Consider the following 26,515-nt stretch of genomic DNA (forward strand, 5'->3'; position numbering starts at 1 on the left):
ACCTGAGCCCCAGCACAGAACAGGACCGTACCCCGATATGACTACCCGCATCGAGCTCGCCCGCGTCGATCTGCGCGGTCGTACTCCTTCCACTGCCGAGCTGCGCACCGCGCTGCCGCGTGGCGGGGTCGACGTCGACTCGGTGCTGCATCATGTGCGGCCGGTCGTCGAGGACATTCGTGATCGAGGTGCCGCGGCCGCGCTGGACTACAGCGAGAAGTTCGACGGTGTGCGGCCCGCGGTGGTGCGGGTGCCGGTCGGCGAGCTGAGCAAAGCCCTCGCCGAGCTGGACCCGGCTGTTCGGGCGGCGCTCGAGGTCGCGATCGAGCGGACCAGGAAGGTGCACGCCGATCAGCGGCGTACCGACACGGTGACCGAGGTCGTGCCCGGTGGCACCGTCACCGAGAAGTGGCTGCCGGTGGAGCGTGTCGGGCTGTATGTGCCCGGCGGCAACGCCGTGTATCCGTCGTCTGTGGTGATGAATGTGGTCCCGGCGCAGGCCGCGGGTGTCGAGTCGCTGGTGGTGGCCTCGCCGCCGCAGTCCCAGTTCGGTGGGCTGCCGCACCCCACGATCATGGCGGCGGCCGCGCTGCTCGGCGTCGACGAGGTGTGGGCGGTCGGCGGTGCGCAGGCGGTGGCATTGCTGTCGTACGGCGGTGTCGATACCGATGGTGGGGCGCTCGAGCCCGTCGATCTCATCACCGGGCCGGGCAATATCTACGTCACCGCGGCCAAGCGGTTGTGCCGCGGGCTGGTGGGCATCGATGCCGAAGCGGGCCCGACCGAGATCGCGGTGCTGGCCGATGCCACCGCCGATCCGGTGCACGTGGCCGCTGATCTGATCAGTCAGGCCGAGCACGACGTGCTGGCCGCCAGTGTGCTGGTCACCGATTCTCCCGCGCTGGCCGACGCGGTCGATGCCGCGCTGAATGCTCAGCTCACGGTGGTCAAGCACAATGATCGGGTACGGGAAGCGTTGTCGGGCAAGCAGTCCGGGATCGTGCTCGTCGACGACATCGCGCAGGGTTTGCGGGTCGTCGATGCCTATGCCGCCGAGCACCTCGAGATCCAGACCGTCGACGCTGCCGCGGTCGCCGCACGGGTGCGCAGTGCGGGCGCGATCTTCGTCGGCCCGTGGGCGCCGGTCAGCCTGGGTGACTACTGCGCCGGCTCGAATCACGTGCTGCCGACCGCAGGCTGCGCGCGGCACTCCTCGGGGCTGAGCGTGCAGACGTTCCTGCGTGGCATCCACATCGTGGAGTACACCGAGGCGGCGTTGAAGGATGTCGCCGGACACGTTGTCGCCCTTGCCGATGCGGAGGATCTGCCCGCGCACGGTCAGGCCGTGCAGGCGCGTTTCGAGGCGCTGTCGTGAGCACTCCCACCGTGCCCGGCGCCTCGGCGACCCTGGACCAGCTACCACTGCGCGACAACCTGCGGGGCAAGTCTCCTTATGGCGCACCGCAATTGACGGTGCCGGTGCAGCTCAATACCAACGAGAACCCGCACCCGCCGAGCAAGGCGCTGATCGACGACGTCGCCGAGTCGGTGCGTGCCGCCGCGGCCGATCTGCACCGGTACCCGGATCGAGATGCCGTCGCCTTGCGCCACGACCTGGCCGAGTATCTGACCCGGCAGACCGGCGTCGCGGTCGACACCGCGAATGTGTGGGCGGCCAACGGCTCCAACGAGATTCTGCAACAGCTGTTGCAGGCATTCGGCGGACCGGGCCGCAGCGCACTGGGTTTCGTGCCCTCGTACTCGATGCATCCGATCATCTCGGAGGGGATCGACACCGAGTGGGTCGAGGCCAAGCGCAGCGGTGACTTCTCGCTCGATATCGACTACGCGGTGGCGCAGATCGTCGAACGCAGGCCTGACGTGGTGTTCGTGACGAGCCCCAACAACCCGACCGGGCACAGCATTCCGATCGACGAGCTCGAGCGGATTCTCGATGCCGCGCCCGGCATCGTCGTCGTGGACGAGGCCTACGGCGAGTTCTCGGCGGCGCCCAGCGCGATCACCCTGATCGACCGGTTCCCGACCAAGCTCGTGATCACCCGCACCATGAGCAAGGCGTTCGCCTTCGCGGGCGGGCGCCTGGGCTACCTGGCCGCCTCGCCCGCGGTGATCGACGCGATTCTGCTGGTGCGCTTGCCGTATCACCTGTCGGTGGTCACCCAGGCCGCCGCCCGCGCGGCCTTGCGGCACGCTGACGAAACCCTCGGCAGTGTCGCGGAACTGGCGGCCCAGCGTGATCGGGTCGCCGCCGCGCTGGTGCCGCTCGGCTTCGACGTGATCCCCAGTGACGCCAACTTCGTGCTGTTCGGCCGGTTCACCGACGCGGGCGCCGCATGGCAGCACTACCTCGACGCGGGCGTGCTGATCCGCGACGTCGGCATCCCCGGCTACCTGCGCGCCACCATCGGCCTCGCCGCCGAGAACGACGAATTCCTGCGCGTGAGCCGCGATATCGCGGGCACCGACCTTACTCACTGAATCCACCTGTGGAGGAGCACATCATGAGCAGAACAGCGCGGGTGGAACGCGTCACCAAAGAGTCCTCGATTCTGGTGGAGCTGAACCTCGACGGTACCGGGCAGACCGAGATCTCCACCGGCGTGCCGTTCTACGACCACATGCTGACCGCGCTCGGCGCGCACGCCGGGTTCGACCTGGTCGTGCGAGCCGAGGGCGACATCGAGATCGAAGCGCACCACACGGTCGAGGACACCGCGATCGTGCTCGGCCAGGCACTCGGCCAGGCGCTGGGCGACAAGAAGGGGATCCGCCGCTTCGGCGACGCGTTCATCCCGATGGACGAAACCCTCGCGCACGCCGCCGTCGACGTGTCCGGGCGACCGTACTGCGTGTTCACCGGTGAGCCGGAACACCTGGTGCACACCATCATTCCCAGCGCGGGTCCCGGTGCCTCGTATTCGACGGTGCTCAACAAGCACGTCTTCGAGTCGATCGCGCAGAACGCCCGTATCGCCCTGCACGTGCGGGTGCTCTACGGCCGCGACCAGCACCACATCACCGAGGCCGAATTCAAGGCTGTCGCACGGGCTTTGCGCACCGCCGTCGAAATCGACCCCCGGGTCAGTGGTGTGCCGTCCACGAAGGGTGTGCTGTGAAATCCGTTGTGCTGCTGGACTACGGCTCCGGCAACCTGCACTCCGCCGAACGCGCGCTGGTGCGTGCGGGTGCGCAGGTGGAGGTCACGGCCGATCCGGAAGCCGCGCTGGCCGCCGACGGCCTCGTCGTCCCCGGTGTCGGCGCGTTCGCGGCCTGCATGGCCGGGCTGCTGTCGGTGCGCGGTGACCGGATCATCGGTCAGCGCCTCGCGGGCGGACGTCCCGTACTCGGCATCTGCGTCGGCATGCAGGTCATGTTCGACCGCGGCGTCGAGTTCGGTGTCGAGACCGAGGGCTGCGGTGAGTGGCCGGGCACGGTCGCCGGTCTGGACGCCCCCGTCCTCCCGCACATGGGCTGGAACACGGTCAAAGCACCCGCCGACAGCACCCTGTTTGCCGGCATGGACGCCGACACCCGCTTCTACTTCGTCCACTCCTACGCGGCCCAGCAGTGGGAACTCCCCGACAACGAGCACATCGCCCCCGCGAAGCTCACCTGGGCCGAACACGGGGTTCCGTTCCTGGCAGCCGTCGAGAACGGGCCACTGTCGGCTACCCAGTTCCACCCGGAGAAGTCCGGCGATGCGGGTGCGCAGTTGCTGCGCAACTGGATCGGGTCGCTGTAGTTCCGGCGGTTCGTGGGCCGTCGACGCCACGGTCTCGCCAGGGGTGAACAATATTTCCACTCGTGGCTACGCATGGCGATCGCCGGCCAGGAACGCACGGACCAGCGTGACGCAACGGTGGGCGTCGTCGAACCATGGGGCGTGGCCGCCGGGAACGACGGCGAGGTGTGCGCCGGGGATCTTCGCCACGGATGACCGTGCCTGTTCGGGTGAGCAGAAGACGTCGTCTTCGCCCCAGACGAACAGGGTCGGAGTGTCGATTCGGGCGAGTTCGGCGTCGGTGAGGACGTTCTCGGGGCGTGCGGTCCGATCTTGGATCAGGCGGCGCAGGAGGGCGCGGTAGGACGCGGCTTGTCCTGGTAGGCGCAGTGGCAGGCGGTGTAGGTCGAGCATGTCGTCCGACATCGCGCGTGCCGCGTTCGCGCCGATCGCCTCGGTGAGAGCGATCCGTGCGATGAACCGAGGGGACGGTAGTCGCATCAGGCTCTGGTCGAAACGTCCCCGGATCGGGGAGGTCAGGGCTGCGAACTCGGCGATGACGCGGGATCCGGGCAAGGCGGTGGCGGGGGTGGCGACCAGCGCTGCTCGCGATACTCGCTCGGGTGCGTCGAGCATCGTCCAGAGGGTGAACAGGCCGCCCAGGGAGCTGCCGACGAATGCGGCTCGTTCTATGTCGAGCGCGTCGAGAGTTCCGGTGACTACGCCGATCGCTAGTTCGCGGACTGTTCGACCCTGCCAGGTGCAGGGCGGGGCGAGGCTGTGGCCGGGGAGGTCGATCAGGATGTGCCGGAAGCCGGGCAGGCCGGCGACCAGGGGTGCCATGCCCATCGCGGGCGCGGAGATGCCGTTGATGTGGACGAGCGGCTCACCCTCGCCGACTGTCAGGACGCGAACCGTGGGGTCGCCCAGCATGACTACGTGTTCGGTGGTCGTCAGTCCGTAGGTGGCGGCAACACGTTGTTCCGCCGCGCGGATCCGCCGCTCGAGGCCCTGGGAATTGCTCATGTGACCACTGTCGGCCTCGAGCGTGGTCGCGTCTTGGACGAATGTTCGGCATCAGGTCGCCGCGAGTGCGCCGGGGGTGATTCCGGCGAAGGCCGCCATGTCGCGGTGGAGGTGGGATTGGTCCGAATAGCCGCATGCCACAGCGACTTCGGCGGCGGAGCGGCCCACCGTCAGCAGGTCGAACGCGCGGCGGAATCGGACCACCATCGCCGCTCGTTTGGGTGTCACGCCGACCTGTGCGGTGAATCTCGACCACACGCGCTGGCGACTCCACCCGGTCAGTTCGGCCAGCTCCCGCACCTGGACCGCGCCCCTGTCCGCGATGATTCGCTCCCAGCAGGCGGCGACCTCGGGATCGGCCATCCTGGTTGTTTCCCGGGCGGCCAGAAATTTCGTTGTCACCGCGAATCTCTGCGCCCACGTTGTCATTTCGGACAGCTGCTCGCACAGCAGCGGTGCCGCCGATCCCCAGATTTCGCCCGGTCCCGCCAAGGCGCCGGCCAAGTCGGCCGGAGCGACACCGAGCAGGCGGTAGGCGACGATCGGCGACATCCGCAACTCCACGCATTCGAGGCGCTCCGCGCGGACATGACGAATACCGGGAACGAGACCGGCGACCAGCCCATCGAAGGTGGGCTGCTGATCAGGACCGTCCACGGTCAAACGACTGTCCCCGAACTGGATCACCACGGTGACCTCCGGCCGAGCGAAAATCCGCATATCGCACCCCACGGACCCACGGTCGCGAAACCCGTCCATCGAAACGCCCGCCATCGCTGTCGCTGTCGACCTCGCCAGGTCCCAACCGACATCCAGCTCCCGTTCGGACATGATCGGCCGCACATTTCGAGCGTACGAGCTCGGTTGCGAGCCAGGCAACCTCGTTCGGACCCTGGATAAAGGTCGGCGTAAGGAGTCTGCAAGTGGCCACTGCGATCGTTCACGCGTCCTCTTCTCGGAGGTGCGTTGACGGTAGGAGACATTGTGGGCGAGACGGTCGATGGCCAGCACTCGGGCAGCGGTAACGATCCTTTCTGGACGGGCCCGCGGTTCCTCGACGCGGTGACGGCGATGACCTTTGTCGTCCTGGTGATCCTGCAGTACGGGTGGTGGCGCGACCATGGTCGCCCGTTTTCGTGGGTCTTGGTGCTCGCGACACCGCTGTTGGCGTTCGTGCCCTCGGGGATCATCGTGAAGGCTGTTCGCAAGCGGTGGACCGCGCGATGGGCCGATGAGCACGGTTTCGTCTATCACCGCGCGGCAGGATGGCCGGTGCCCGAGTGGGACTTCCCGCCGTTCACTATCGGCCGGGCACGGCGCTTTCGGGTCCGCGACGCGATGCAGGGCAGGATCGGCAGTTACCCGGCCAGCTTCTTCCATCTGACCTGGCTCCACAACAACAAGATCAACATCAGCACTCACTACCGAAATGTCTTCATCATCGACCTTCCCGCGGCGCTTCCCCGGTTGACGATGGGGCCGACGTTGGACCTGTCCACCGGTGATCGGGTGGAGTTCGAATCCGCGGACTTCAACAAGCACTACTCGGTGCATTCGTCGAATCCGGCGTTCGCACACGCGGTTTTCACACCGCGCACGATCGAGCTGCTGGTGAACCTCGGGCCGCGAAGGCAGGCGGCGAGCGTGACCAAGTTCGAGATCGTGGGCAACCAACTGGTGGGGGTCACCATCCTCGGCAATCGACCCCGCGAGATCGGCACGGTGTTCGAGGTGATGCGAATCGTCGCCGAGGGCATCCCCAGGTTCGTCTGGACCGACTACGCGACTCAGTCCGATCGGTCGGAGCAGTACGGCCCCGACGCTCTCAGAGAACGGAATTTCGCATGAGTACCGCTGTCCTGGTCACCGCTGTCGTCGTGGGGCTGATCGTGGTTCTGTGGTACTTCGCTGCCTACAACGACTTCGTCCGGCTCCGGAACCTGGTCGCCGAATCATGGAAACAGATCGACGTCGAGCTGCAGCGCCGCCACGACCTGGTACCGAATGTGGTCGCCACCGTTGAGCGGGCCGCGGCCTTCGAGCGCGGCACCTTGGAAGCGGTGATCGAGGCGCGTAACCGTGCGCGGGCACTCACCGGCGCCGCGAAGCCTACTGGCACCGCCGTGTTCGCGGTCGCCTCCGCCGAGAACGCTCTGACCACGGAGCTCAGGCGCGTGCAGGCCCTCTCCGAGGAGTATCCCGAGCTGGGAGCTGTGCGCAACTACGCGGCACTGCAGCGCGAGCTGGCCGACATCGAGGACCGGATCGCGGCTTCCAGGCGCCTGTACAACGCGAATGTCCGTGCCCTGAACACCAAGGTCGAATCCGCGCCCGCCATGCTGGTCGCTTCGCTGCATCACGTGTCCGCGGCCGAGTACTTCGAACTGAGCGGTCCGCAAGTGCGGGCCGTCATAGATCTGGACCAGCTGTTCAGCGATCGGACGGGCCGATAGCGGGCCACTGATCGTTCAGTCGATCCAGTCGTAGCCACCATCGGCAGCGGTCAGCTGGGCGCGAATGGTCAGCGATTGTCGAAGTGCGCTTGGTCGGCGGCTTCGGTGCCCGCGGTCCAGCCTTCGGCGCTGCGGATGGTGATGCCTCGGGTGCGGGCGGTGGGGAAGTAGGTGTCGAAGGCTTTGTCCACTCGTTGTCGGTGGGAGGCCAGGGCTGGGAGCAGGTGGGTGGGCGCGTCGGCGATGGTTACCTCGGCGGCCTTGGCGAGGCGTTCGCCGATTCTCGTGGCATAGGCGGTGAGGTACGCCTTGCGGTAGTGGCGGGAGCGGGATTCCTCGGTGGTGGCGTTGTCGATCATGGTGCGGGTGGCTTGGACGAGCAGGGAGGTGGACAGGATCTCCACGGCGTCGAGGTCGAGGTCGTCGCCGACTATCGTGACGAAACCCCAGTCGGCGACGAAGATCGCGCGGGCGCGATTGGCTCGGGTGACCATGTCGATGAGCAGGGCTTTGGCGTCGGTGTAGGGGGTTTCGAGCCAGATTCTGCGGGCGGCCGGGAGGTCGGGGTCGGCTCGCTCGGCGTCGAGTAGGGCGCGGTCGATGGCGTATTTGGTCATGAGTTCCTGCGCTTTGGCGGAGAGGGTTTCCGCTTCTTCGGCGAAGGAGGTCGACTCGGCTTTGGCGAGGAGGCCGCGCACTCGGCCGAGGGTCTTTTCGTCGACGTGGTGGTGGGTGGTGGTTTGTCCGCGGGTGCCGGGGAGCGGGAGGATCTGCTCGAGTTTCGGGAGCTGGATGAGCAGGCTCAGGGCGCTCAGGGCTGCGGTGAGGGCCTCCGCTCCGGTGAGCAATCGGCGATCGGCCCACTGGTCGAGGTGCGGGCGGTCGGCCGTCCACCACACCGTGGCCGCCAGCTCGCCCAGTTGCGACTGCCAGATCTCGTCGACGGATTCGGCGGGGAACTCGGCGAGATGCTCGGCCATCAGGTCCGCCAGATAGCCGGTCGCGAACTCGTCCACCCGCCTGCGCGCGGCCTCGTGGATGTCGGCGGGTAACCAGCCGAACTCGAAGGCGCGGGCGATGATTCGCTGCCCGGCGAGCTGCATTCCGGCGGTCAACTCCGCGCCGGCCACCTGTTCGACGAACCGCGCGATCGCGTTCTTGTCGCCCTGGGCGGCGAGGAAGGCCACCGTCGCGATCGCGTCGGCGACCTGCGCCACGTCACCCGAGAGCGCGGCGTCGACCGGAAGTCCGGGAGCGGCTGCCGGTTTACGGCCCGTGCGACGTCGACGATTCTGCTTGGCCAAGAGGCAGGGTCCTGTTCGTGACGGGGATGGGCAGCGGCGCGAAAGTTCGCGGCCGTCCATTGTCGCGCATCGTCCTAGCGGGGGAGGCGGGGTGATGCTCTCGGCGTCGTAGTCGTGTCCGGCCCGACAAAATCCGACTGTGGGTGGATTCGGTGCGCAGCGGGCGGACATAAGGTGGCGATATGAGCTACCGGGGGATGTTGACCGAGGAACGGGCCGAACTGATCGCACTGCTGCGGAGTTTGAGCGAGCAGGAGTGGGAGACGCCGTCGCTGTGTGCGGGGTGGAGAGTGCGCGATGTCGTCGGGCATATGCTGCAGGACACGCTGAGTCCGCTGAATTACGCGGGAGTGGTGGTGAAGAGTCTCGGGTCGGTGAATCGCACCAATAACACGATCGCGCAGTCGTTCTCGGCGCTGCCGACCGCGCAGATGGTGGACAAGCTCGACAACGAGGCGGGTCGACTGTCGAAGCTCTCACCCCGGCTGATGCTGTCCGACCTGGTGGTCCACCACCAGGATATCCGCCGCCCGCTCGGCCGCCCCCGCACCATTCCCGCCGATCGTCTCACCGCTGTCCTTTCCTACCCGGACCCCTTCGCCTTCCCCGGCAGATACACCAAGGGCCTGCGCTTCGTCGCCACCGATGTCACCTGGTCCTCGGGCAACGGCCCGGAAGTCCGGGGCCCGGGCGAGGCCATCGCGCTCGCCGTGGTCGGCCGCACCGTCGCCCTCGACGACCTCACCGGCGACGGCCTGCCCGAACTCCGCCGCCGCCTCGGCTGAACGATTCGACCCTTCTCGGAATCCGCGAAAAGTTCACCGGGGCAATAACTCTCGCTCAGCGCCGAAGAGCGGTCGCCGTCTGCGTCCGCGAGAGCTTGTCGGGATTACGCACGGAGTAGAGCCCGGTGATGAGGCCGTCGTCGACGCGGACCGCGAAGACCGTGTCGATCGCGCCGTCGCGGCGCAGGATCAGGGCGGGGTGGCCGTTGAGCTGGGCCGGTTCGACGGTCATCTCGGCGCCGATCCTCGGCACACTGGCGGTGAGCAAGGCGGCGACCAGGTCGGCGCCCACGATCGGCGACAGCGCCGCCTGCTTGATTCCGCCGCCGTCACCGAGGAAGACGACATCCGGCGCGAGTAGGTCGAGCAGATTCCGCAGATCGCCGGTTTCGATCGCCCGCTGGAACGCCGCGAGCGCATCGCGGGATTCGCTCGCGGACACGATCCCGCGCGGTCGGCGGGCCGCGACGTGGGCGCGCGCCCGGTAGGCCAGCTGGCGGACGGCGGCAGGGCTCTTGTCGACGGCGTCGGCGATCTCGTCGTAGCGCAGATCGAACACTTCGCGCAGCACGAACACCGCTCGTTCGATCGGCGCCAGCGTCTCGAGGACGAGCAGCATGGCCATCGAGACGCTCTCCGCCAGCTCGACGTCCTCGGCCACGTCAGGCGTGGTCAGCAGCGGTTCGGGTAGCCAGGGACCGACATAGGACTCCCGGCGCCGGCCGAGCGTTCGCAGCCGATCGAGTGACTGGCGGGTCGTGATCCTGACCAGATACGCGCGCTGGTCCCGCACCGTATCGAGGTCGACGCCCACCCACCGCAGCCACGTCTCCTGCAACACGTCCTCGGCGTCGGCGGCCGAGCCGAGCATCTCGTAGGCGACCGTGAACAGCAGATTGCGATGGGCGACGAACACCGCGGTCGCGGTGTCGTCGGGCGTGGTCCGCGGCGCCATGGGTAGCTCCTGTCTCCGCTCGGATGTGTCGCACACCAGACGCCGGCCGCCGCCGTGGCGTAACACCGATCCGCAGTGGCGTGCGTCACGCCGACCGGGTGTTACGGAGCTCCGGTCGCGTTCGTCTCATGGTCGTCCGATCCAGCACTACCAGTGAGGAACCCGTCATGGAAGCCCGATTCAACCTTTTCGACACCGAGGTCGGCGCCAAGTTCAGCAAGCGATTCGGCAACGCCAGCCTGGCGCTGATGCAGTCGACGCTGCCGAAAGCCACCCAGGACCTGGTGATGTTGCGCGTCAGTCAGATCAACGGCTGCGGCTACTGCACCGACGCGCACAGCAAGGACCTCGCTCACGCCGGCCAGTCCGCGACGCGGATCAATCTTGTTGCCGCATGGCGCGAATCGACCGTGTTCACCGACGCGGAACGGGCGGCGCTGGCGCTGGCCGAGGAAGGTACCCGTGTCGCCGACGCCGCGCGGGGTGTGTCCGACGAGACCTGGGCCCAGGCGCGTCAGCACTACGACGACGAGCAGCTCGCCGCCTTGGTTGCCGTGGTGGCCCAGATCAACGCGGCCAATCGGCTCGGGGTGATCCTGCGTCAGCAGGGCGGTTCCTATGAGCCCGGCATGTTCGAAGCCGTGGCCGGCTGATCGAGTCGGGGAGTCGTCACAGGCCGGGCTCATCGGATCCGGCCTGTCCCGAACAGGTGACTACCCCGCGGCGGTGCGGCCGCAGTCGTCGAGGGTCGGCCTCCATCGCTTCGCTGACCGGTGCGCGCCCGGAGGAATCGGGTCTGGTCTCCGGCATCAACAACGCCGCGTTCCAGATCGGTGCCGCGCTCGGCATCGCCGTCGCCTCGTCGGTGGCCTTCGCCTGCACCCCCGACCCGGGCTTCCAGGCGCGCACCGACGGCTTCCAGGCGGGCTTCGCGGCCACCGCGATCTTCGCCGCGGTCGGTCTGCTCACCGCACTGCTGTTGCTGCTGACCCGTCGCGCGAACACCGCTGCCGCCGCCGACGACCAGCATCTGGTGTCGACCGGACACTGAGGCGGGACCCGCCCGTCCGGCCGCGTCACGGCCGGGCGGGCGCACGCGCGCATCGACACGGCGCCGCGGTGGACCGTTGCGTGGTCCGGTGGGCAGACCTACTAGTCTGGTCGCGTGAGTCTTGTGCTGTTGCCCGCTGTCGATGTCGCCAATGGTGAGGCCGTGCGCCTTGTGCAAGGGGAGGCCGGTAGCGAAACGAGCTACGGGTCGCCTCGTGACGCGGCGTTCGCGTGGCAGCAGGCGGGGGCCGAGTGGGTGCATCTGGTCGATCTGGACGCGGCGTTTGGCAAGGGGAGCAATCGGGAGCTGATCGCGCAGGTCGTCGGTGAACTCGATGTCAAGGTCGAGCTGTCCGGTGGCATCCGTGACGACGATTCACTGAAGGCGGCGCTGGCCACCGGGTGCGCGCGAGTGAACATCGGTACCGCGGCGATCGAGGATCCGCAGTGGTGTGCGCGGGTGCTCGGTGAGTACGGCGACCGGATCGCGGTCGGGCTCGACGTCAAGCAGATCGACGGGCAGTGGCGGCTGCGTGGCCGCGGCTGGGTGACCGACGGCGGCGACCTGTGGGAGGTGCTCGAACGACTCGAGCGCGACGGGTGCGCGCGCTATGTCCTCACCGATGTCTCCAAGGACGGCACGCTGACCGGCCCCAACCTCGAGCTGCTGAGCGAGGTCGCCAACGCGGCCGAGGCGCCGGTGGTCGCCTCCGGCGGGATCTCGGTGCTCGACGATCTCGTCGCGATCGCGGGCCTGGCCGACGAAGGGGTCGAGGGCGCGATCATCGGCAAGGCGTTGTACGCGGGCCGGTTCACGCTGCCCGAAGCTCTGGCCGCGGTGCGCTGACACCGCCGATGACCGCCGCGCTGAGCACCGCCGAACTGACCGACCTGCTGACCGTCGCCACCCAGGTTCTGGACGGGGTGGTGCCGCGTTTCGTCGAAGGGCTCGGCGCGCCGAGCGCGGTGACCAAGGGCCGCAACGACTTCGCCACCGAACTCGATCTCGAGCTGGAGCGCACCATCTCCGCCGAACTCCAGCAGCGCACCGGGATCGCGGTGCACGGCGAGGAATTCGGTGGGCCCGCGCTCACCTCCGGCACGGCCTGGGTGCTCGATCCGATCGACGGCACCTTCAACTACTCCTCCGGTCACCCCATGTCGGGCACGCTGCTGGCGCTGGTGCACGAAGGCGAGCCGGTGATCGGCCTGACCTGGCTGCCCATGCTCGGCCGCCGCTATGCCGCGGTATCCGGCGGGCCGGTGTATCTCGACGGCGTGGCGCTGCCGCCGCTGGAACCGGCCAAACTGTCGGACTCGATGATCGGGTTCGGCGCCTTCAACCTCGACTCGGCCGGTCGCATCCCCGGCCAGTTCCGCTTCGATCTGCTCGGTGCGTTGAGCCGGCTGTCCTCGCGTGTGCGCATGCACGGCGCGACCGGCATCGACCTGGCGTTCACCGCCTCCGGAGCGCTCGGCGGCGCGGTGGTTTTCGGGCACCACCCGTGGGACAACGCGGCGGGGGTCGCGCTGGTGCGCGCGGCGGGCGGCGTGGTCACCGACCTGGCGGGCGCGCCGTGGACGATCACCTCCGGTTCGGTGCTGGCCGCCGCACCGGGCGTGCACCAGGAACTGCTGGAAATGATCTGTACCGTCAGCGAAGAAGAACGAGGGTGAACCCCATGACACCGCGCACCGAAACCACCGCGGCGAGCACGCTGGCGGTCCGGGTGATCCCGTGCCTCGACGTCGACGCGGGCCGCGTGGTCAAGGGCGTGAACTTCCAGAACCTGCGCGACGCGGGCGACCCGGTGGAACTGGCCGCGACCTACGACGCCCAGGGCGCCGACGAGCTGACCTTCCTCGACGTCACCGCCTCGACCGGCGACCGCGCCACCATGCTCGACGTGGTGACCCGCACCGCCGAGCAGATCTTCATCCCGCTCACCGTCGGCGGCGGCGTGCGCACGGTCGAAGACGTCGACCGGCTGCTACGCGCGGGCGCGGACAAGGTGTCGGTGAACACCGCCGCCATCGCGCGCCCCGAAGTGCTGTTCGAGATGTCGCAGCGTTTCGGCGCCCAGTGCATCGTGCTCTCGGTCGACGCGCGCACCGTCCCCGACGGCCAGCCCGACACCCCCTCCGGCTGGGAGGTCACCACTCACGGCGGCAAGCGCGGCACCGGCATCGACGCCGTCGAATGGGCCATCCGCGGCGCCGAACTGGGCGTGGGCGAGATCCTGCTGAACTCGATGGACGCCGACGGCACCAAGGCAGGCTTCGACCTGCCGATGATCACCGCGGTCCGCGCCGCGGTCCGCGTACCGGTGATCGCCAGCGGTGGCGCGGGCTCGATCGAACACTTCCCTCCTGCCGTCCACGCCGGAGCCGACGCGGTGCTCGCCGCGAGCGTCTTCCACTTCGGCGATCTGACGATCGGTCAGGTCAAGGATGCGATGCGAGCGGACGGCATCACCGTCCGCTGACCCGTGAGCCCGCGCGCAGACGCGACAGCGCGGCGTCGGAGACGATCTCGCGCGGCAGCACGAATCCCATTGTGCCGTAGGCAGCCCCCATCCTGGCTGTCGAATCCGCGATGCTGTCATCGGAGCCCGCCGTCATTTGGAATCATCGTGCGGCGACTGCGATGGATTCTGGTGGCGCCGATGTTGGTTCGGGGATGAGTTTCGGAATCGCGTTGTCCCCTTTTGCCTTCGATCAGTCCGCCAATGCTGTGGACACGGCCGTGGACCTCGGCCGCGCGGCCGCCGAGGTCGGGTTGAGTTCTGTGTGGTTGGGGCAGACGTTCAGCACTGACTCGATTGTGTTGTCGGCGTTGATCGGTCGGGCGGTGCCGGGGATCGAGGTGGGGACTTCGGTGGTGCCGGTGCCGGGCAGGCATCCGTTGCTGGTGGCGAGTCAGGCGCAGACCGCGCAGGCGGCGGCCGGTGGGCGGTTCGTGCTCGGGTTGGGGCTGGGCGCTCGGTCGTTGTCCGAGCAGGCGTTCGGCGGGCCGTTCGATCGGCCTGCCCTCCGATTGCGCGAGTTCCTCACGGCGCTGCGGTCGATTCTCGATACCGGGGAGGTCGACTTCCGTGGTGAGACAGTGACCGCCGCCAGTCCGATGCCCACGGCGGTCGCGGGGGCGGACCCGACGGTGCCGGTGCTGGTCGCGGCGATGGGGCCGCAAGCGTTGCAGGCCACCGGGGAACTGGCCGACGGCACGTTGCCCTTCCTGGTCGGTCCCGAGGCACTGGCCGAGCACATTGTCGCGCCGTTGACCACCGCCGCGGCGACGGCGGGTAGGCCGCGTCCCGGCGTCGTCGCGATGGTCCCCGGCGTCGTGACCGCCGACGTCGCCGAGGCACAGCGTGTCGCCGAGGCGAAAACTGCCTTCTACGACACGGTTCCGTCCTATCAGCGGGTAGTCGCGCTGTCGGGCGCGCAGCGGGCCGCCGAGCTGGTGGTGATCGGTGACGAGGAGACAGTCGCCGCGCGGGTGGCCGACTACTTCGCCGCGGGCGCCACCGATGTGGTGTTCTCGCAGACCGACCTGACCACGCCCGAGGACCAGCAGCGCACCTGGCGGCTGCTCGGTGAGCTGAACCGCGCTCGCTGAACCACCCTCACAGTCCCATGTCCGCGGCGATGGTGGTGCGCAGGACTTCGCTGGTGCCGCCCAGGATGCGGTCGATGCGGTGGTCGGCGTAGAGGCGGGCGATGGGGGAGTCCGCGAGATAGCCGACGCCGCCGTGCAATTGGAGGCAGCGGTCGATCACCCGGCCCGCCGACTCGGTGCAGAACATCTTGGCCGAGGCCGCATCGGCGGGGGTCAGGTCGCCGCGGTCGTGGGCGGCCAGGGCGCGGTCGACGACCGCCTCCAGCGCGTCGACCTCGGCACGGCAGGCGGCCAGTTCGAACTTGGTGTTCTGGAAGCCCGCCACCGAGTGGGTGAACGCGGTGCGCTCGGCGGTGAAGCGGTGCGCGAACCGGACCGCCGCGCCCGCCTGTGCGTGGGCGCCGACCGCGATGGTCAGCCGTTCCCGTGGCAGCTGCGCGGCGAGGTGGGCATCGCCGCGGTGCGCGTCGCCGAGGCGATCGGTGACCGGTACCCGGACATCGGTGAAGGTGAGTTCGGCTGTGCCCGAGACCTTTCGGCCGAGGGTGTCCAGCGCGCGGCCGACCCGATAGCCGGGCGCGGCGGCGTCGACGACCAGCAGCGACAGGCCGTAGGTGGGGTCTTCGCTGTTCGGGGCCGCGGTGCGCGCGACCACGATGACGCGGTCGGCGTGCACACCACCGACGACGAAGGTCTTCGAACCATTGAGCAGATATTCGGTGCCGTCCAGCGACAACGGCGCGGTGGTCCGCATATCCGACGGTTCGGTCCCGGTGCCCGGTTCGGCGACCGCGAGCGCGAACATCGTTTCGCCGGTGACGAATCCGGGCAACCACCGTTGCCGCTGTTCGGCGGTCGCCAAGTCGGTGATCAGCGGCAGACAGCGCGACACATGGGCGCGTGCGCCACCGAAGGATACCGCGGCGCGGGCGATCTCCTCGGTGAGCACCGCCCGGTACCGCAACGAGTCCAGGCCGGAGCCGCCGTATTCGACGGGCACCTCCATGCCGAGAATCCCGAGTTCGCCCAGCCGGTAATAGAATTCGCGCGGCACCAGTCCGTTGTCGTACCACTTGCCGAAACTCGGCACGACTTCGGCCTCGATGAACGCGCGCATCGCCGCCCGGAAGGCGCGGTGCTCGGCATCGAAAACTGTTCTGCGCATGAAGGATTCCTTACCGGCCGGAAAGGCCACGAGCCGACCCGCCCGACGAGTTGATCGGGCGGGCCGGCGAGACGGCGGTGCGTTGGGACTACTTCGGCGGGGTGGGGACCGCGGGATCCTTGCAGTAGGCGCCGAGGTCGGCCGGGCACGGCGCGAGAATCGTCGAGAAGTACTGGTATGCCGAGAACAGCGCCAGCGGACCACCGACGGTGACCAGCCCGATCATCGTGCCGACCGCGCCGAGCGTGGCCGCGCCGAGCACGCAACCGGCCACCGTGGCGCCGACCCACGGCACCAGCAGCATGATCACCGGGCTGGCGATGGTCGCGCCCGCGGCACCGCCGACCAGGCAACCGATGCCGCCGCCGACCACCGCGCCGACGATGGCCGCCACGGCGCCACCGACGCCGAGGCGCTGGCTGAGCACGCCGAGGGCGGCCTGATCACGCGGGGTGAACGACTCGGCGATCTGCTGCGCGGCCACGTCCTGGGTGATCAGGTTCGTCGCCGGGGCCACCGGGGTGCCGCCCTCGCGAGACGGGGTCAGGGTCGCCTTGCCGCCGTCGATGGTGGCCGCGATCGGGTACACCTTGTCGTCCATGCGGTAGGTCAGTGGCAGTGCGGCGACCGGGGTGTCGGCGCCGGTGGTGAGTACCAACTGGCCGTCGACAACCTGCAGTTTGCCGTCGGTGGACAGCACCGCGGTGTCACCCTGCCTGCTGACCTCGTAGCGAACCTCGGTCTGGGGAGCCGGATCGGCGTGGCTGGTTCCGGTACTGGCACACAGGGCCAGCGCGGTCATGGCCGCCGTGGCCAAGGTGGTGGACATTCTCATCTTCGAACCTCATCGATCGGTGTTTTCGGACAGGCCGCGCACGCTGGGATGCGCTGCGCAACGGTTGGGGCAGCGACTATTTGCCGCTGGTGTCGATCAGGCCGCCCTCTTTGAGCGACCAGTGCTCGCCGACGAAGGTCTGGATGCCGACGGCTTCGAGCGGATAGCCGTCCTGGGGACCGGTTTTCATCGAGATGCCGGGCAGCATCAGGTCGGCGGAGACGTTGTCGAGCGAGCGCATCGCGTCACGCAGGCCCTCGCGGGTGGGGCACTTCGCCGCTTCCATGGTCTTGCGGAAGCTCTCGGCCATCGTCCATCCGGCCATGGCGTGCTGGTTCTCCGGATCGGCGCCGGGGGCGTACTGCGTCAGCTTGGCTCGGTAGGTCTGCATGCCGGTGTCGGTGGACCAGCGCGGGTCGGCGGCGTCCTTGAGGAACGCCGCGGTCACCGTGCCCTGGACGTTGGGCAGCCCGACCGGACGCAGGGTGGCCATGGTGTTGGACACCACGGCCAGCACGTGCAACGGATTCCAGTCGGCGTTGCGCACATCGGCGGCCAGTGCCTGCGCGGCGAACTTCGGTGTCGAGAAATTCAGCAGCACATCGGCTTTCGAGTTCGCCAGGTTGCGGACCTGAGCGTCGACGGTGGGGTCGGTGACCTCGAAGCTCTGCTCGGCGATCACCTTCACCCCGCTGCCCGCGACGCCCTCGGTGAACGCCGCCAGGAGGTCCTTGCCGAAGTCGTCGTTCTGGTAGAGCACCGCTACGGTCGCGTTCGGTCGCTGCTGCTTCACGTACTGCGCGTAAGCCAGACCCTCGGTGCGATAGCTGGGCTGCCAGCCCATGGTCCACGGGTTCTCGGTGGCGGAACCGAACTTGTTGGCCCCGGTGGCGACGAACACCTGCGGCACCTTGCGCTGGTTGAGGTAGTCGGTGACCGCCGAAGAAGTTGCCGTGCCCAGTGTTTGGAAGACCGCGAACACCTGGTCCTGTTCGACCAGGCGACGGGTCTCCTCGACCGTCTTGGGCGGTTGGTAACCGTCGTCGCGCACGATGTACTCGACTTTGCGGCCGTCGATGCCGCCCTGCTCGGCGTTGATGTAGTCGAAGTAGGCCTTGGCGCCCTTGGGCACCTCGCTGTAAGCCGAGGCCGGGCCCGACAGCGGGTACGCCCCGCCCAGCTTGATGGTGCTGTCGGTGATACCGGTGGTCTGCTGACCCTTGCAGTCGCCTTGACCGACAGAGCCGGTCTCCTCGCCGCGACCGCCACACGCGGTGAGGGTCGCGAGGAGCGCGGCCGTCACGCCGATGGAGCGGATTGCCCTAGTGCGCATGAGTTTTCCCTTTCCGGACACGATGTCCGAGCCATTGCGACCACTGGGTGGCCAGGCCGGCCAAACCCTTCGGTGCGAGGTACATGACCGCGATGATCAGCAGTCCGAAGATGACGCCGGGGGCGGCTTGATTGACGTCCTGGGCGAAGCTGGGCACGAACATCACGAACAGTCCGCCCAGCAGCGGGCCCCAGGTGGTGCCGAGTCCGCCGACGACCAGTCCGGCCAGCAGCGTGATCGACAGTGTGAGCGCGAAGGAGTCGGGCGAGACGAACGCGATCACCCAGGTGTAGACACAGCCCGCGATGCCCGCCAGCAGCGCGCTCCAGGCGAAGGCGAGCGTTTTGTAGTGCGCCAGATTCACTCCGAGTACCTCGGCGGCGATCTCGTTGTCGCGCACCGCGTGCAGCGCGCGCCCGACCCTGGAGCGCAGCATCCCGGCGACCAGCACGAAGCTCACCACGGTGGTGGCCAGTGCCAGGAAGTACAGCCATTGGTCCTCGGCCAGCCCGGTCCACGCGGGCGGGACGGGCTTGGTGACGGTGAGTCCCATGGAACCGCCGGTGAGTCCGTCGAACCGCTTGAGCAGCGGCACCAGGAAGATCGCGATGGCCAGGGTGACCAGTGCCAGGTACAGCCCGCGCAGCCGCAGCGCCGGGACCCCGAGGGCGAAGCCGAGGGCGAAGGTGACGGCCGCGGCGATCGGAATGGTCGCCAAATACGGTGTGTCCCAGTGTTCCATCGCGATCGCGGCCGTATAGGCACCGATGGCGAAGAAGGCGCCGTGACCGAGCGAGATCTGGCCGGTGTGGCCGACCAGCAGGTTCAGCCCGAGCAGGGTGACCGCGTAGATCATCGCCATGGCCAGCTGGAAGGTATGGAAGGGCACCAACTGGAAGGGGGCGAGGCAGGCGAGAAGGAGCAGCACGCCGATCGCGACGAGTGGCCAGCGCACCGTATTCAGCCGGTGCAGTATCGGTTTCGCGACCGGGGTAGCCGAAGGCCTTGCCGCAATGTTCACTTCGCTCATACTCGTTCCACCGCCGCGTGTCCGAACAGGCCTTGAGGGCGCAGCAACAGCACGCCCAGGATGATCACCAGCGGCACACCGATCTTGAGTTCGGTGCCGATCGCGTCGACGTAAGCGCCGGTGAGGGTTTCGGCGACGCCGACGATCAGACCGCCTGCCACCGCGCCGCCGGGGGAGTCGAACCCGCCCAGCGTCGCCGCCGCGAAGGCGTAGATCAGGACCCCGCCCATCATGTTGGGTTCGAGGAACAGCAGCGGTGCCGACAGCACGCCCGACACCGCTCCGACCAGCGCGGCCAGACCCCAGCCGAGCGCGAGCACGGTGCCGACCCGGATGCCGACGAGCTTGGCCGACTGCGGGTTACACGCCACCGCCCGCATCGCGAGCCCGATCCTGGTGTAGCGGAACAGCAGATACAGCAGTGCCATGACCACGGCGACGACGAGCAGAATGCCGAGGCTGCCGTAGCCCACACTCAGGCCGCCACCACGTAAAGCGCCCTCCGGGAAGGGGTTCGGGAACGACTTGGTCTGATACGACCAGATCCAGCCCGCGGCGGCGTGGATCGTGAAGAACAGTCCGACGGTGACGATCACCAGGGTGATCTCGGGTGCGCCCTCGACCGGACGGATCACCACTCGTTCGATCAGCATGCCGCCGGCGAACGAGATGGCCAAGGTGAGCGGCAGCGCCGTCCAGAACGGCATGATCTGGCTCAGCTGCCAGGCCAGGAACGCCGAGAACATGGCCAGCTCGCCCTGGGCGAAATTGACGATTCCGGTGAATCGGTAGATGAGTACCAGGGCCAGCGCGAGGCCCGCGTAGATGGCGCCCGCCGAGAGTCCCTCGACGAGTTGCTGCAGGAATTCGATCACGGCTTCACCTGGATTCCCAGGTAGGAGCGGGTGACCTGCTCATCGGCCCGGATCTGCTCGGCGGTGCCCGACAAGACGATGCGCCCGGTTTCCAGGACGTGCGCCTGCTGGGCGACATTGAGCGCGAGGTGGGCGTTTTGTTCGACGACGATCACCGTGGTGCGTTCCTCTTCGTTGATGGTGGCGACGATCCCGAACAACTCCTGGGTGACCAGCGGCGAGAGGCCGAGTGAGGGCTCGTCGAGCAGCAGCAGGCGGGGCCGCAGCATCAGGGCCCGGCCGATGGCGAGCATCTGCTGCTGGCCGCCGGACAGGCCGCCCGCGGCGTCGCGCTGTTTGTCGCGCAGGATCGGGAAGTAGTCGTAGACGCGGCGCAGGTCGGTGTCGACGGCGGCGCGGTCACGGCGGGGGTAGGCGCCGAGGCGCAGGTTCTCTTCGACGGTGAGCGGGGCGAAGGTGCCGCGCCCCTCCGGCACATGGGCGACACCGAGGCGCGCCATCGTCTCCGGTGCGCGACCGGACACTTCGTCACCGTCCAGGAGCAGGCTGCCGCGCACCTTGATCATCCCGCACAGGGCGCGCAGCAGGGTGGTCTTGCCCGCGCCGTTCGGGCCGAGGATCGCGCATACCGCGCCTTGTGCGACCGAAAAGCTCACGCCGTGCAGGACTTTCGCGGCACCGTACCCGGCGTGCAGGTCGGTGACCACCAGGTACGCGTCGTCTGCGGTCGGCCAGTGCTCGCTCATGCCGAAGCTCCCAGGTAGGCGCGGATGACGGCCGGATCCTGCTGTACCGCTTCCGGTGTGCCCTCGGCGATCACCTGGCCGAACTCGAGACAGATCACCCGATCACAGGTGCCCATCACGAAACCCATGTGGTGTTCGACGACGATCACGGTCAGCGCGAGGTCGGCCTGCAGGGCGCGCAGCCGCTGGGCGAATTCGTCCACTTCGCCGTGGCTCAGGCCGTTCACCGGCTCGTCGAGCAGCAGCAGTTGTGGTCGCACCGCCAGCGCTCTGGCGAGTTCGATGCGTTTGAGGGTGCCGAAGGGCAGGCCCGCGGCTGGATGCTCGGCGACCGCGGTCAGGTCGAGGCGTTCGAGCAGTTCGTCGGCCTCGACGCGCAGCGCCTTCTCCTCCTTGCGGACCTTCGGCAACCGCAGCCCCGCCGACACGAAGCCCGCGCAGGCCCGGTGATGCGCGCCGACGAGGATGTTCTCGCGCACCGAGAGGCGGGGGAACAAGCCGAGGTTCTGGAAGGTGCGGGCGATGCCGAGTCCGGCGAGCGCGTCCGGGCGCGCCGTCGACAGATCGGTATCGCGGTAGCGCATGGTGCCCGACGTCAGCCGGTTGCGCCGGGTCAGGCAGTTGAACAGGGTGGTCTTGCCGGCGCCGTTGGGTCCGATCAGGCCGACCATTTCGCCGGGAGCGACCGTGAACCCGACGTCCTGCAGGGCGGTGATGCCGCCGAAGCGCACCGTCAGGTTGGTTATCTCGAGCATGCGGCAAACACTAAGACCGCAGGTCGGAGCCCACATTGGACGTTGCGGACCAAGAACGCAGCCGCCGCTCGTCCGCTGCGGACAGTGTGACGTGGTTGACACTGTGGGCGCGCGCATGCACACTCCCGAAACATGTCAGCTGTGTCACGTTTATCCGTTTCGGCCGAGTCTGAGCAGGTGCAGGCCGAGCGTCGGCGGATTGCGGGCTGCGCCTACGCACACGCCGACGAGATCGCCGACGATGTGATGGCCAAGATCCTCGTCCAGCTGCCCGGGTACGCCTCCGCTGGTCCCGGTGTGCTCGACGATGTGCACGATCAGCTGGCGCGGCTCAGCCGCACCGGGCTCGGCGCGCTGCTCGAGCGTCGACGCGTCTGCCCGGCCGATGTCGCCTACGCCAGGCAGGCCGCGGCGCGACGGGCCCGCACCGGGCTGCCGCTGGTCGACTACATCGCCGCCTTCCGCCTCGGCCAGCGGGCTATGTGGAAGACGTTGCTCGCGCACGCGGGCGATTCCGAGACCGGGCAGGCGGCGGTGTTGTCGCTGGCGGGGCCGCTGGCGCGCTATACCGATCTGATCAGCACCCAGGCGACCGACGCGTATCTGGAATTCCAGCAGTACGTGGCCGCCGAATCCGGTCGCGACTCCCAGGCGTTGATGGACGCGCTGCTCGACGGCGCGCTGCCCGCGAGCGGTCCGCATCTGTCGGTGGCCACCGCGCACGGCATCGGGGCCGAGCGCACCACGCCCGTGGTCGTGGTGACCGCGGTGGTACTCGACCGAGCGGAGCGCACCGAGGATTCGACCGAAAAGCTCAGTGAAGCAAGGCAATTGGTGTCCGCGGCGCTGGCGCGGTGCACGGTCAACGGGTTGCGGACGCTGTCGGTGGTGCGCGGCTCGGAGATCGTCGCCGTGCCGGCGCTGCGTCCGGGCGCGGCGGCCGACGGCTTGTGTGAGCGGCTGCGCGCGATACAGGACGAACTGGGCGCGGAGGGCATCACCTTGGCCGTCGGTGTGAGCACCGCGGTCACCGAGGTCGCTCAGATCCCGCGCGCCTACCGGCAGGCCCAAGCCGCGCTCGAACTCCTGCCCGAAGGGGGAGGGGTACTCGCGTTACCGCAGCTCACCCCCTTCAAATACTTGCTCCTGCGCGCCGATGACACCACCCGACAGCTGGTCGACCCGCGCATCGGCAGCGCGCTGGCCGAGGACCGGGTTCGCGGCGGCACGCTGGCGGAGACGATCCGCGCGTTCGCCGCCGCCGACATGAATCTGCGCGAGGCCGCCGACACTCTGCACATTCACCTCAATACCGCCAAGTACCGGCTCGGCCGGATCGCCGAGCTCACCGGTCGCAACGTGCGCAGCGTGAACGACCTCGTCGAACTGCTGGTGGCGATCGAACTGGCTGCTGTTATAAACGAGGCATGAGCCTCGACCCTGCCATCGCCGCCCGCCTCAAGCGCACCGAGGACGGACTGATCGCCGCGGTCGCGCAGGAGAAGGCGACCGGCGACGTGCTGATGATGGCGTGGATGGACGACGAGGCGCTGGCCCGCACGCTGGAAACCCGCAAGGCGACCTACTATTCACGATCGCGTCAGCAGTACTGGGTCAAGGGCGAGACCTCGGGCCACACCCAGTACGTGCACGAAGTGCGCCTGGACTGCGACGGCGACACGCTGCTGCTGATCGTCGATCAGGAAGGCGCGGCGTGCCACACCGGCACCCACACCTGCTTCGACACCGACGTGCTGCTGGCCGCCGATTAGTCGGCGTCGTCGACCAGGGCCCGATTCAGCCGGTCCGACAGCGCTTCGCCGAGCACCGCGAGTTGCGCGGTCTGCTTATCGGTGAGACCGTCGAGAACGAGGCTGCGTACGGCGTCCACATAGCCGGGGGCGGCCTCGATCACCTTCTCGAAACCCGCGTCGGTGAGGACCGCGTACACACCCCGCCTGCCCGCGGTGGTGTCGCGTCGCGCCCAGCCGAGGCGTTCCAGCTTCGACACCACGTGCGACAACCGCGATAGCGACGCATTTGCTTTGTGGGCGAGATCACTCAGTTGCAGGCGATGGCCCGCCTCTTCCGACAGCAGGCTGAGTACCCGGAATTCGAAATGGGTGAGCCCCGACTCGCGTTGCAGCCGGGTGTCCAACGCGCCGGGAATCCGGGTCATGAGCGCGACGATCGCCTGCCATGCGCGCTGTTCGACGGGGTCGAGCCACTGAGTCATCGCCGGAGCTGCCTCGCGGCCGGACGGCGGACATGGTGGAGTGAGGCGCGCACAGCACAGAGTTTGCCACGACGTCGCTGTGACGTCCGCGAGTTGGCGGTGGTCGTGAGGTCACTCACATCACCGCGGGAGTGCCGGTGCGGGTTACCGGTCGCCGGTCATCGGCGGCACGGTGGGCTCCGGCGGCGGTGTCGCGGCCTTGGCGGCCTTGTGACGGCTGAGTCCCCGCTTGCCCATCAGCGCGACCACCACGACGAACAGCACCGCGGCGATGATGGCGCCGACCAGGCAGGCGCCGCGGAAGGCGGGCGCGTCGACATCCAGAATTCGCTGACCGGCGTGTGCGGCGTTGTTGCCACCGAGCACGATCGTCAGAGTCATCAGGTTCGGCAGTGCGCAGGCCAAGGCGATGATCACCGCCGCGCCCGCCATGAACTTGCCGCCCTTGCGTTTCCAGACCCGCACCGCGAATATCACCAGCAGCAGCGGTAGCAGGGTGAACACGATCCCGTACACCAGACCCCACCAGATGCCCGCGCTGAAACTGCCCTGCACGGTGTTGGCCAGCCGCTGGGCCCACCATCGGGGGATGAACGAGGACAGGATGAAATAGGCGATCACCAGGACCGCCACCGTGGCGAGGGCCAAGATGGCCCGGTTACGCCACACGACAGCGGTGGACTTCTGACCGCTCGACTGCACCTCGCCGGTTGTCATCTGCCCAGCGTAAGTGCGCCGGAACGCCGGGCGTCGGTCCGTCGCCCGGCGATTCGCCGACCGGTGTGGTCACTAGTCGAAGTCGCAGCCGTGTGGCCGAGGAGCGATAAATCGCCGCGCCCAGTTCAGGAAGCCGGGGAGTGCCAGTCCTGCTGTGCTGCCCACTGTTCGAGGGACGTCGTGGTCAGGCCGTAGCGGGCGGCGTGGTGGGGGCGTGCGGGGTAGCCGACGCGGTCGGTCCACGTATCACTCCACGCCGTGGGCGTACCGGCGCGTTTTTCCTGCTCCTGCGAGGAGATGAACACGGCAGTGATCTCGCGGCCGGTGGCCTTGGCGAGAATGTCGGCGATTTCGTTCTGCGTCAGCGCGTCGCCGCCGAGTTCGATCTCAGCTTCGTGGAACGTGTCGGGATCGGCCACGGCAGCAGCGACCGCCGCGCCGAAGTCGTCGGTGTTGGTCATCACCAACACCGCCTCTGGGCTCGCCGAGGTGACCAGCTCGCCCTGCGGCAGCTCGGGGAATATGAAAGCGATTTTGGAGGGAAGGAGGTAGTTGTCCATGAAGAAGGCGGGCTTGAGGATGGTCCAGCGCTCCAGGCCTGCCTGCCGGATCGCCTCTTCGGCGGCTTCCTTCTCGTCCCAGTACGCCTCCATCCCGGAGTCGGTGATGTCGATGTCGGGGTATTGAGTGCGCCACCCGGTCGCCGAGACGGAGGTGTGGATGATCTGAGTCACGCCGGCCCGCTTGGCGGCGGTGGCGATATTGCGAGCCTGGCGCTGCTCGGCGCCGGGGTCGGCCGGGTCGACGCCCGGCAGTTGCACGGAGAAGACCGCATCGTGTCCGGCTGCGGCGGCCTCGAGCGACGCGGGGTCTTCCAGGTCTCCGGTCGCGAGGGCAACGCCCTGCGCGGCGAGCGCCTGGGCGGGGGCCGAAGAGGGGTCGCGCACGAACGCGGTCACGGGATGACCGGCGCGCAGCAGCGCCTGGGCAGCGGCGCCGCCCTGCATTCCGGTTGCCCCGGTGATCAGCACTTTCGCCTTGTCGTTGGTCGGCATACCAGGTCCTGCTTTCTGTTGGTCACGATTCATCGGCACGCGGGCGCGAACGGCCATCAACTAGAGACTCTACAGTATCGAGTCTTCGGTGTACCTAGTTGATGGGCATGCCTGAGCGCAGGCCGAGCGACAATCGGCCGAACAGATATGACGTGGAATCGATGAACCGGCGGGTAGGGCCTCAGCCGGTGGAGGTGGTGCCGACGAGGGGCAGCATGACCTGGTCCACCAGGCGCGCTATCCCCTCGACGTCGAGAACGGCACCGAGCAAGTCCTCCTGCAGGACCAGCACGCCGACGGCCGCGGCGATCTCCAGCCTGTGCGGCGCCAGCAGACGCTCAACCCGGTCCGCGGTGATTTCGCCGCGCTCTCGAGCTCGGTGCAGACAGGAGACGATCCCCTCGCGCTGCACGGCGATGTACCGCTCGCGCAAGGTGTCGGCGATCTGTGGGTGAGACGCGGTCGCCGCGGCCAGCACCGCCGAGAAGCGACGCTCCCGGGGCCGCAGGCACGCGGAACTGTTGGTCAGCGTGGCGATGAGGTCCTCGCGCAGTGTCCCGGCGGTCGGCACCCCGGCCGGGACAGCCGGGATCATGATGCTCTCCAGGGCGTCGGCGACGAGGTCCTCGCGCGAGGCCCATCGACGATAGACGGTGGCCTTGGCCACCCCTGCGCGCGCGGCGACCGCACCCATGGTGAGGTCGGCGTACCCGCTCTCGACGATCAGGTCCAAGACCGCTTCGATGATGCGAGCATTCCGGGTCTCGTCACGGACCGGCCCGAAAGCGCCACTGGGACGTTGGCGTCCGGTGGGGCGGGTCGACCTGGTCATAC

31 protein-coding genes are annotated in these 26,515 nt (G+C 68.3%); 15 read left to right on the forward strand and 16 right to left on the reverse strand.

Annotated elements, in window-relative coordinates:
* The first annotated feature begins 37 nt into the window (after window positions 1-37).
* From hisD to hisH, 4 genes are read left to right on the forward strand one after another with little or no spacing between them, the layout of a single operon-like run.
* Complete coding sequence (gene hisD, locus ACWZHB_RS05230) at window positions 38-1,375, forward strand: histidinol dehydrogenase (RefSeq protein ID WP_427906788.1); 1,338 nt, start codon at window positions 38-40, stop codon at window positions 1,373-1,375.
* Window positions 1,372-2,499, forward strand: a complete 1,128-nt coding sequence (locus ACWZHB_RS05235) for a histidinol-phosphate transaminase (RefSeq protein ID WP_427906789.1) — start codon at window positions 1,372-1,374, stop codon at window positions 2,497-2,499. Before hisD ends, ACWZHB_RS05235 begins: the two co-directional genes overlap by 4 nt.
* Before the next feature lie 23 nt (window positions 2,500-2,522).
* On the forward strand, window positions 2,523-3,137 hold the full coding sequence (hisB, locus tag ACWZHB_RS05240; RefSeq protein WP_427906790.1) for an imidazoleglycerol-phosphate dehydratase HisB: 615 nt from the start codon (window positions 2,523-2,525) through the stop codon (window positions 3,135-3,137).
* The gene (hisH, locus tag ACWZHB_RS05245; RefSeq protein WP_427906791.1) at window positions 3,134-3,763 is read left to right on the forward strand and encodes an imidazole glycerol phosphate synthase subunit HisH; all 630 of its coding nucleotides are present in this window, start codon (window positions 3,134-3,136) and stop codon (window positions 3,761-3,763) included. Before hisB ends, hisH begins: the two co-directional genes overlap by 4 nt.
* Window positions 3,764-3,829: 66 nt before the next feature.
* Here the strand turns inward: hisH and ACWZHB_RS05250 are convergent, their stop codons facing one another.
* A complete protein-coding gene (locus ACWZHB_RS05250) occupies window positions 3,830-4,768 on the reverse strand; it encodes an alpha/beta fold hydrolase (protein ID WP_427906792.1) in 939 nt (312 codons plus the stop codon).
* A 51-nt stretch (window positions 4,769-4,819) separates the two neighbouring features.
* The gene (locus tag ACWZHB_RS05255) at window positions 4,820-5,488 is read right to left on the reverse strand and encodes a helix-turn-helix domain-containing protein (protein WP_427906793.1); all 669 of its coding nucleotides are present in this window, start codon (window positions 5,486-5,488) and stop codon (window positions 4,820-4,822) included.
* Window positions 5,489-5,752: 264 nt separating this feature from the next.
* On the opposite strand from ACWZHB_RS05255, the gene ACWZHB_RS05260 reads away from it, so the two are divergent.
* On the forward strand, window positions 5,753-6,616 hold the full coding sequence (locus tag ACWZHB_RS05260) for a DUF3137 domain-containing protein (protein ID WP_427906794.1): 864 nt from the start codon (window positions 5,753-5,755) through the stop codon (window positions 6,614-6,616).
* Window positions 6,613-7,221: a LemA family protein gene (locus ACWZHB_RS05265; RefSeq protein ID WP_427906795.1), complete on the forward strand. Its 609-nt coding sequence runs from the start codon at window positions 6,613-6,615 to the stop codon at window positions 7,219-7,221. Before ACWZHB_RS05260 ends, ACWZHB_RS05265 begins: the two co-directional genes overlap by 4 nt.
* Window positions 7,222-7,289: 68 nt before the next feature.
* Here ACWZHB_RS05265 and ACWZHB_RS05270 read toward each other — a convergent pair whose 3' ends face one another.
* Entirely contained in the window at window positions 7,290-8,525 is a 1,236-nt protein-coding gene (locus tag ACWZHB_RS05270; RefSeq protein WP_427906796.1) for a DUF2786 domain-containing protein, read from the reverse strand.
* A 182-nt stretch (window positions 8,526-8,707) separates the two neighbouring features.
* On the opposite strand from ACWZHB_RS05270, the gene ACWZHB_RS05275 reads away from it, so the two are divergent.
* On the forward strand, window positions 8,708-9,310 hold the full coding sequence (locus ACWZHB_RS05275) for a maleylpyruvate isomerase family mycothiol-dependent enzyme (protein WP_427906797.1): 603 nt from the start codon (window positions 8,708-8,710) through the stop codon (window positions 9,308-9,310).
* Between the two features lie 55 nt (window positions 9,311-9,365).
* On the opposite strand, the gene ACWZHB_RS05280 is transcribed toward ACWZHB_RS05275, so the two are convergent.
* A complete protein-coding gene (locus ACWZHB_RS05280) occupies window positions 9,366-10,265 on the reverse strand; it encodes an RNA polymerase sigma-70 factor (protein WP_427906798.1) in 900 nt (299 codons plus the stop codon).
* Window positions 10,266-10,432: 167 nt separating this feature from the next.
* Between ACWZHB_RS05280 and ACWZHB_RS05285 the strand changes: the two genes are divergently transcribed.
* The 5 genes from ACWZHB_RS05285 to hisF all read left to right on the forward strand — a co-directional run bounded on the left by ACWZHB_RS05285 (window position 10,433) and on the right by hisF (window position 13,801).
* Entirely contained in the window at window positions 10,433-10,918 is a 486-nt protein-coding gene (locus ACWZHB_RS05285; RefSeq protein WP_427906799.1) for a carboxymuconolactone decarboxylase family protein, read from the forward strand.
* Between the two features lie 56 nt (window positions 10,919-10,974).
* Window positions 10,975-11,316, forward strand: a complete 342-nt coding sequence (locus tag ACWZHB_RS05290; RefSeq protein WP_427906800.1) for a hypothetical protein — start codon at window positions 10,975-10,977, stop codon at window positions 11,314-11,316.
* Window positions 11,317-11,430: 114 nt separating this feature from the next.
* Window positions 11,431-12,162 carry a bifunctional 1-(5-phosphoribosyl)-5-((5-phosphoribosylamino)methylideneamino)imidazole-4-carboxamide isomerase/phosphoribosylanthranilate isomerase PriA gene (gene priA, locus ACWZHB_RS05295; protein ID WP_427906801.1) on the forward strand — a complete coding sequence of 244 codons (732 nt, stop codon included), beginning with the start codon at window positions 11,431-11,433 and terminating at the stop codon, window positions 12,160-12,162.
* An 8-nt stretch (window positions 12,163-12,170) separates the two neighbouring features.
* The gene (locus ACWZHB_RS05300) at window positions 12,171-12,992 is read left to right on the forward strand and encodes an inositol monophosphatase family protein (protein WP_427906802.1); all 822 of its coding nucleotides are present in this window, start codon (window positions 12,171-12,173) and stop codon (window positions 12,990-12,992) included.
* A 5-nt stretch (window positions 12,993-12,997) separates the two neighbouring features.
* Window positions 12,998-13,801 carry an imidazole glycerol phosphate synthase subunit HisF gene (gene hisF, locus ACWZHB_RS05305; RefSeq protein ID WP_427906803.1) on the forward strand — a complete coding sequence of 268 codons (804 nt, stop codon included), beginning with the start codon at window positions 12,998-13,000 and terminating at the stop codon, window positions 13,799-13,801.
* Here hisF and ACWZHB_RS05310 read toward each other — a convergent pair.
* Window positions 13,788-13,937, reverse strand: coding sequence for a hypothetical protein (locus ACWZHB_RS05310; RefSeq protein WP_427906804.1), 150 nt, complete (start codon window positions 13,935-13,937; stop codon window positions 13,788-13,790). The two genes, hisF and ACWZHB_RS05310, sit on opposite strands and share 14 nt — an antisense overlap.
* 58 nt (window positions 13,938-13,995) lie before the next feature.
* On the opposite strand from ACWZHB_RS05310, the gene ACWZHB_RS05315 reads away from it, so the two are divergent.
* Window positions 13,996-14,934 (forward strand): TIGR03564 family F420-dependent LLM class oxidoreductase, encoded by a 939-nt coding sequence (locus ACWZHB_RS05315; protein WP_427906805.1) that lies wholly within the window; start codon window positions 13,996-13,998, stop codon window positions 14,932-14,934.
* Window positions 14,935-14,941: 7 nt separating this feature from the next.
* Here the strand turns inward: ACWZHB_RS05315 and ACWZHB_RS05320 are convergent, their stop codons facing one another.
* The 7 genes from ACWZHB_RS05320 to ACWZHB_RS05350 form a co-directional block, all read right to left on the reverse strand.
* Complete coding sequence (locus ACWZHB_RS05320; RefSeq protein ID WP_427906806.1) at window positions 14,942-16,099, reverse strand: acyl-CoA dehydrogenase family protein; 1,158 nt, start codon at window positions 16,097-16,099, stop codon at window positions 14,942-14,944.
* An 88-nt stretch (window positions 16,100-16,187) separates the two neighbouring features.
* Window positions 16,188-16,934 carry a hypothetical protein gene (locus ACWZHB_RS05325; RefSeq protein WP_427906807.1) on the reverse strand — a complete coding sequence of 249 codons (747 nt, stop codon included), beginning with the start codon at window positions 16,932-16,934 and terminating at the stop codon, window positions 16,188-16,190.
* A gap of 76 nt (window positions 16,935-17,010) precedes the next feature.
* Complete coding sequence (locus ACWZHB_RS05330) at window positions 17,011-18,267, reverse strand: ABC transporter substrate-binding protein (RefSeq protein ID WP_427906808.1); 1,257 nt, start codon at window positions 18,265-18,267, stop codon at window positions 17,011-17,013.
* Window positions 18,257-19,297 (reverse strand): branched-chain amino acid ABC transporter permease, encoded by a 1,041-nt coding sequence (locus ACWZHB_RS05335; protein WP_427906809.1) that lies wholly within the window; start codon window positions 19,295-19,297, stop codon window positions 18,257-18,259. The genes ACWZHB_RS05330 and ACWZHB_RS05335 overlap by 11 nt, the downstream gene beginning before the upstream one ends.
* Window positions 19,294-20,172: a branched-chain amino acid ABC transporter permease gene (locus ACWZHB_RS05340; RefSeq protein WP_427906810.1), complete on the reverse strand. Its 879-nt coding sequence runs from the start codon at window positions 20,170-20,172 to the stop codon at window positions 19,294-19,296. The genes ACWZHB_RS05335 and ACWZHB_RS05340 overlap by 4 nt, the downstream gene beginning before the upstream one ends.
* The gene (locus tag ACWZHB_RS05345; protein ID WP_427906811.1) at window positions 20,169-20,918 is read right to left on the reverse strand and encodes an ABC transporter ATP-binding protein; all 750 of its coding nucleotides are present in this window, start codon (window positions 20,916-20,918) and stop codon (window positions 20,169-20,171) included. Before ACWZHB_RS05345 ends, ACWZHB_RS05340 begins: the two co-directional genes overlap by 4 nt.
* The gene (locus ACWZHB_RS05350) at window positions 20,915-21,673 is read right to left on the reverse strand and encodes an ABC transporter ATP-binding protein (RefSeq protein ID WP_427906812.1); all 759 of its coding nucleotides are present in this window, start codon (window positions 21,671-21,673) and stop codon (window positions 20,915-20,917) included. Before ACWZHB_RS05350 ends, ACWZHB_RS05345 begins: the two co-directional genes overlap by 4 nt.
* Window positions 21,674-21,814: 141 nt before the next feature.
* Here ACWZHB_RS05350 and ACWZHB_RS05355 point away from each other — a divergent pair, with 141 nt between their 5' ends.
* Window positions 21,815-23,104 carry a PucR family transcriptional regulator gene (locus ACWZHB_RS05355; protein ID WP_427906813.1) on the forward strand — a complete coding sequence of 430 codons (1,290 nt, stop codon included), beginning with the start codon at window positions 21,815-21,817 and terminating at the stop codon, window positions 23,102-23,104.
* The gene (gene hisI / locus ACWZHB_RS05360; protein WP_427906814.1) at window positions 23,101-23,445 is read left to right on the forward strand and encodes a phosphoribosyl-AMP cyclohydrolase; all 345 of its coding nucleotides are present in this window, start codon (window positions 23,101-23,103) and stop codon (window positions 23,443-23,445) included. The genes ACWZHB_RS05355 and hisI overlap by 4 nt, the downstream gene beginning before the upstream one ends.
* On the opposite strand, the gene ACWZHB_RS05365 is transcribed toward hisI, so the two are convergent.
* From ACWZHB_RS05365 to ACWZHB_RS05380, 4 genes are all read right to left on the reverse strand, one after another.
* Entirely contained in the window at window positions 23,442-23,909 is a 468-nt protein-coding gene (locus ACWZHB_RS05365) for a MarR family winged helix-turn-helix transcriptional regulator (RefSeq protein WP_427906815.1), read from the reverse strand. The genes hisI and ACWZHB_RS05365 overlap by 4 nt on opposite strands.
* Before the next feature lie 144 nt (window positions 23,910-24,053).
* Window positions 24,054-24,626, reverse strand: coding sequence for a permease (locus ACWZHB_RS05370; protein WP_427906816.1), 573 nt, complete (start codon window positions 24,624-24,626; stop codon window positions 24,054-24,056).
* 125 nt (window positions 24,627-24,751) lie between these two features.
* The gene (locus ACWZHB_RS05375; RefSeq protein ID WP_427906817.1) at window positions 24,752-25,681 is read right to left on the reverse strand and encodes an NmrA family NAD(P)-binding protein; all 930 of its coding nucleotides are present in this window, start codon (window positions 25,679-25,681) and stop codon (window positions 24,752-24,754) included.
* Between the two features lie 181 nt (window positions 25,682-25,862).
* Complete coding sequence (locus ACWZHB_RS05380) at window positions 25,863-26,513, reverse strand: TetR-like C-terminal domain-containing protein (protein WP_427906818.1); 651 nt, start codon at window positions 26,511-26,513, stop codon at window positions 25,863-25,865.
* Window positions 26,514-26,515 lie beyond the last annotated feature (2 nt).

It is taken from the genome of Nocardia sp. FBN12, from assembly GCF_054031145.1.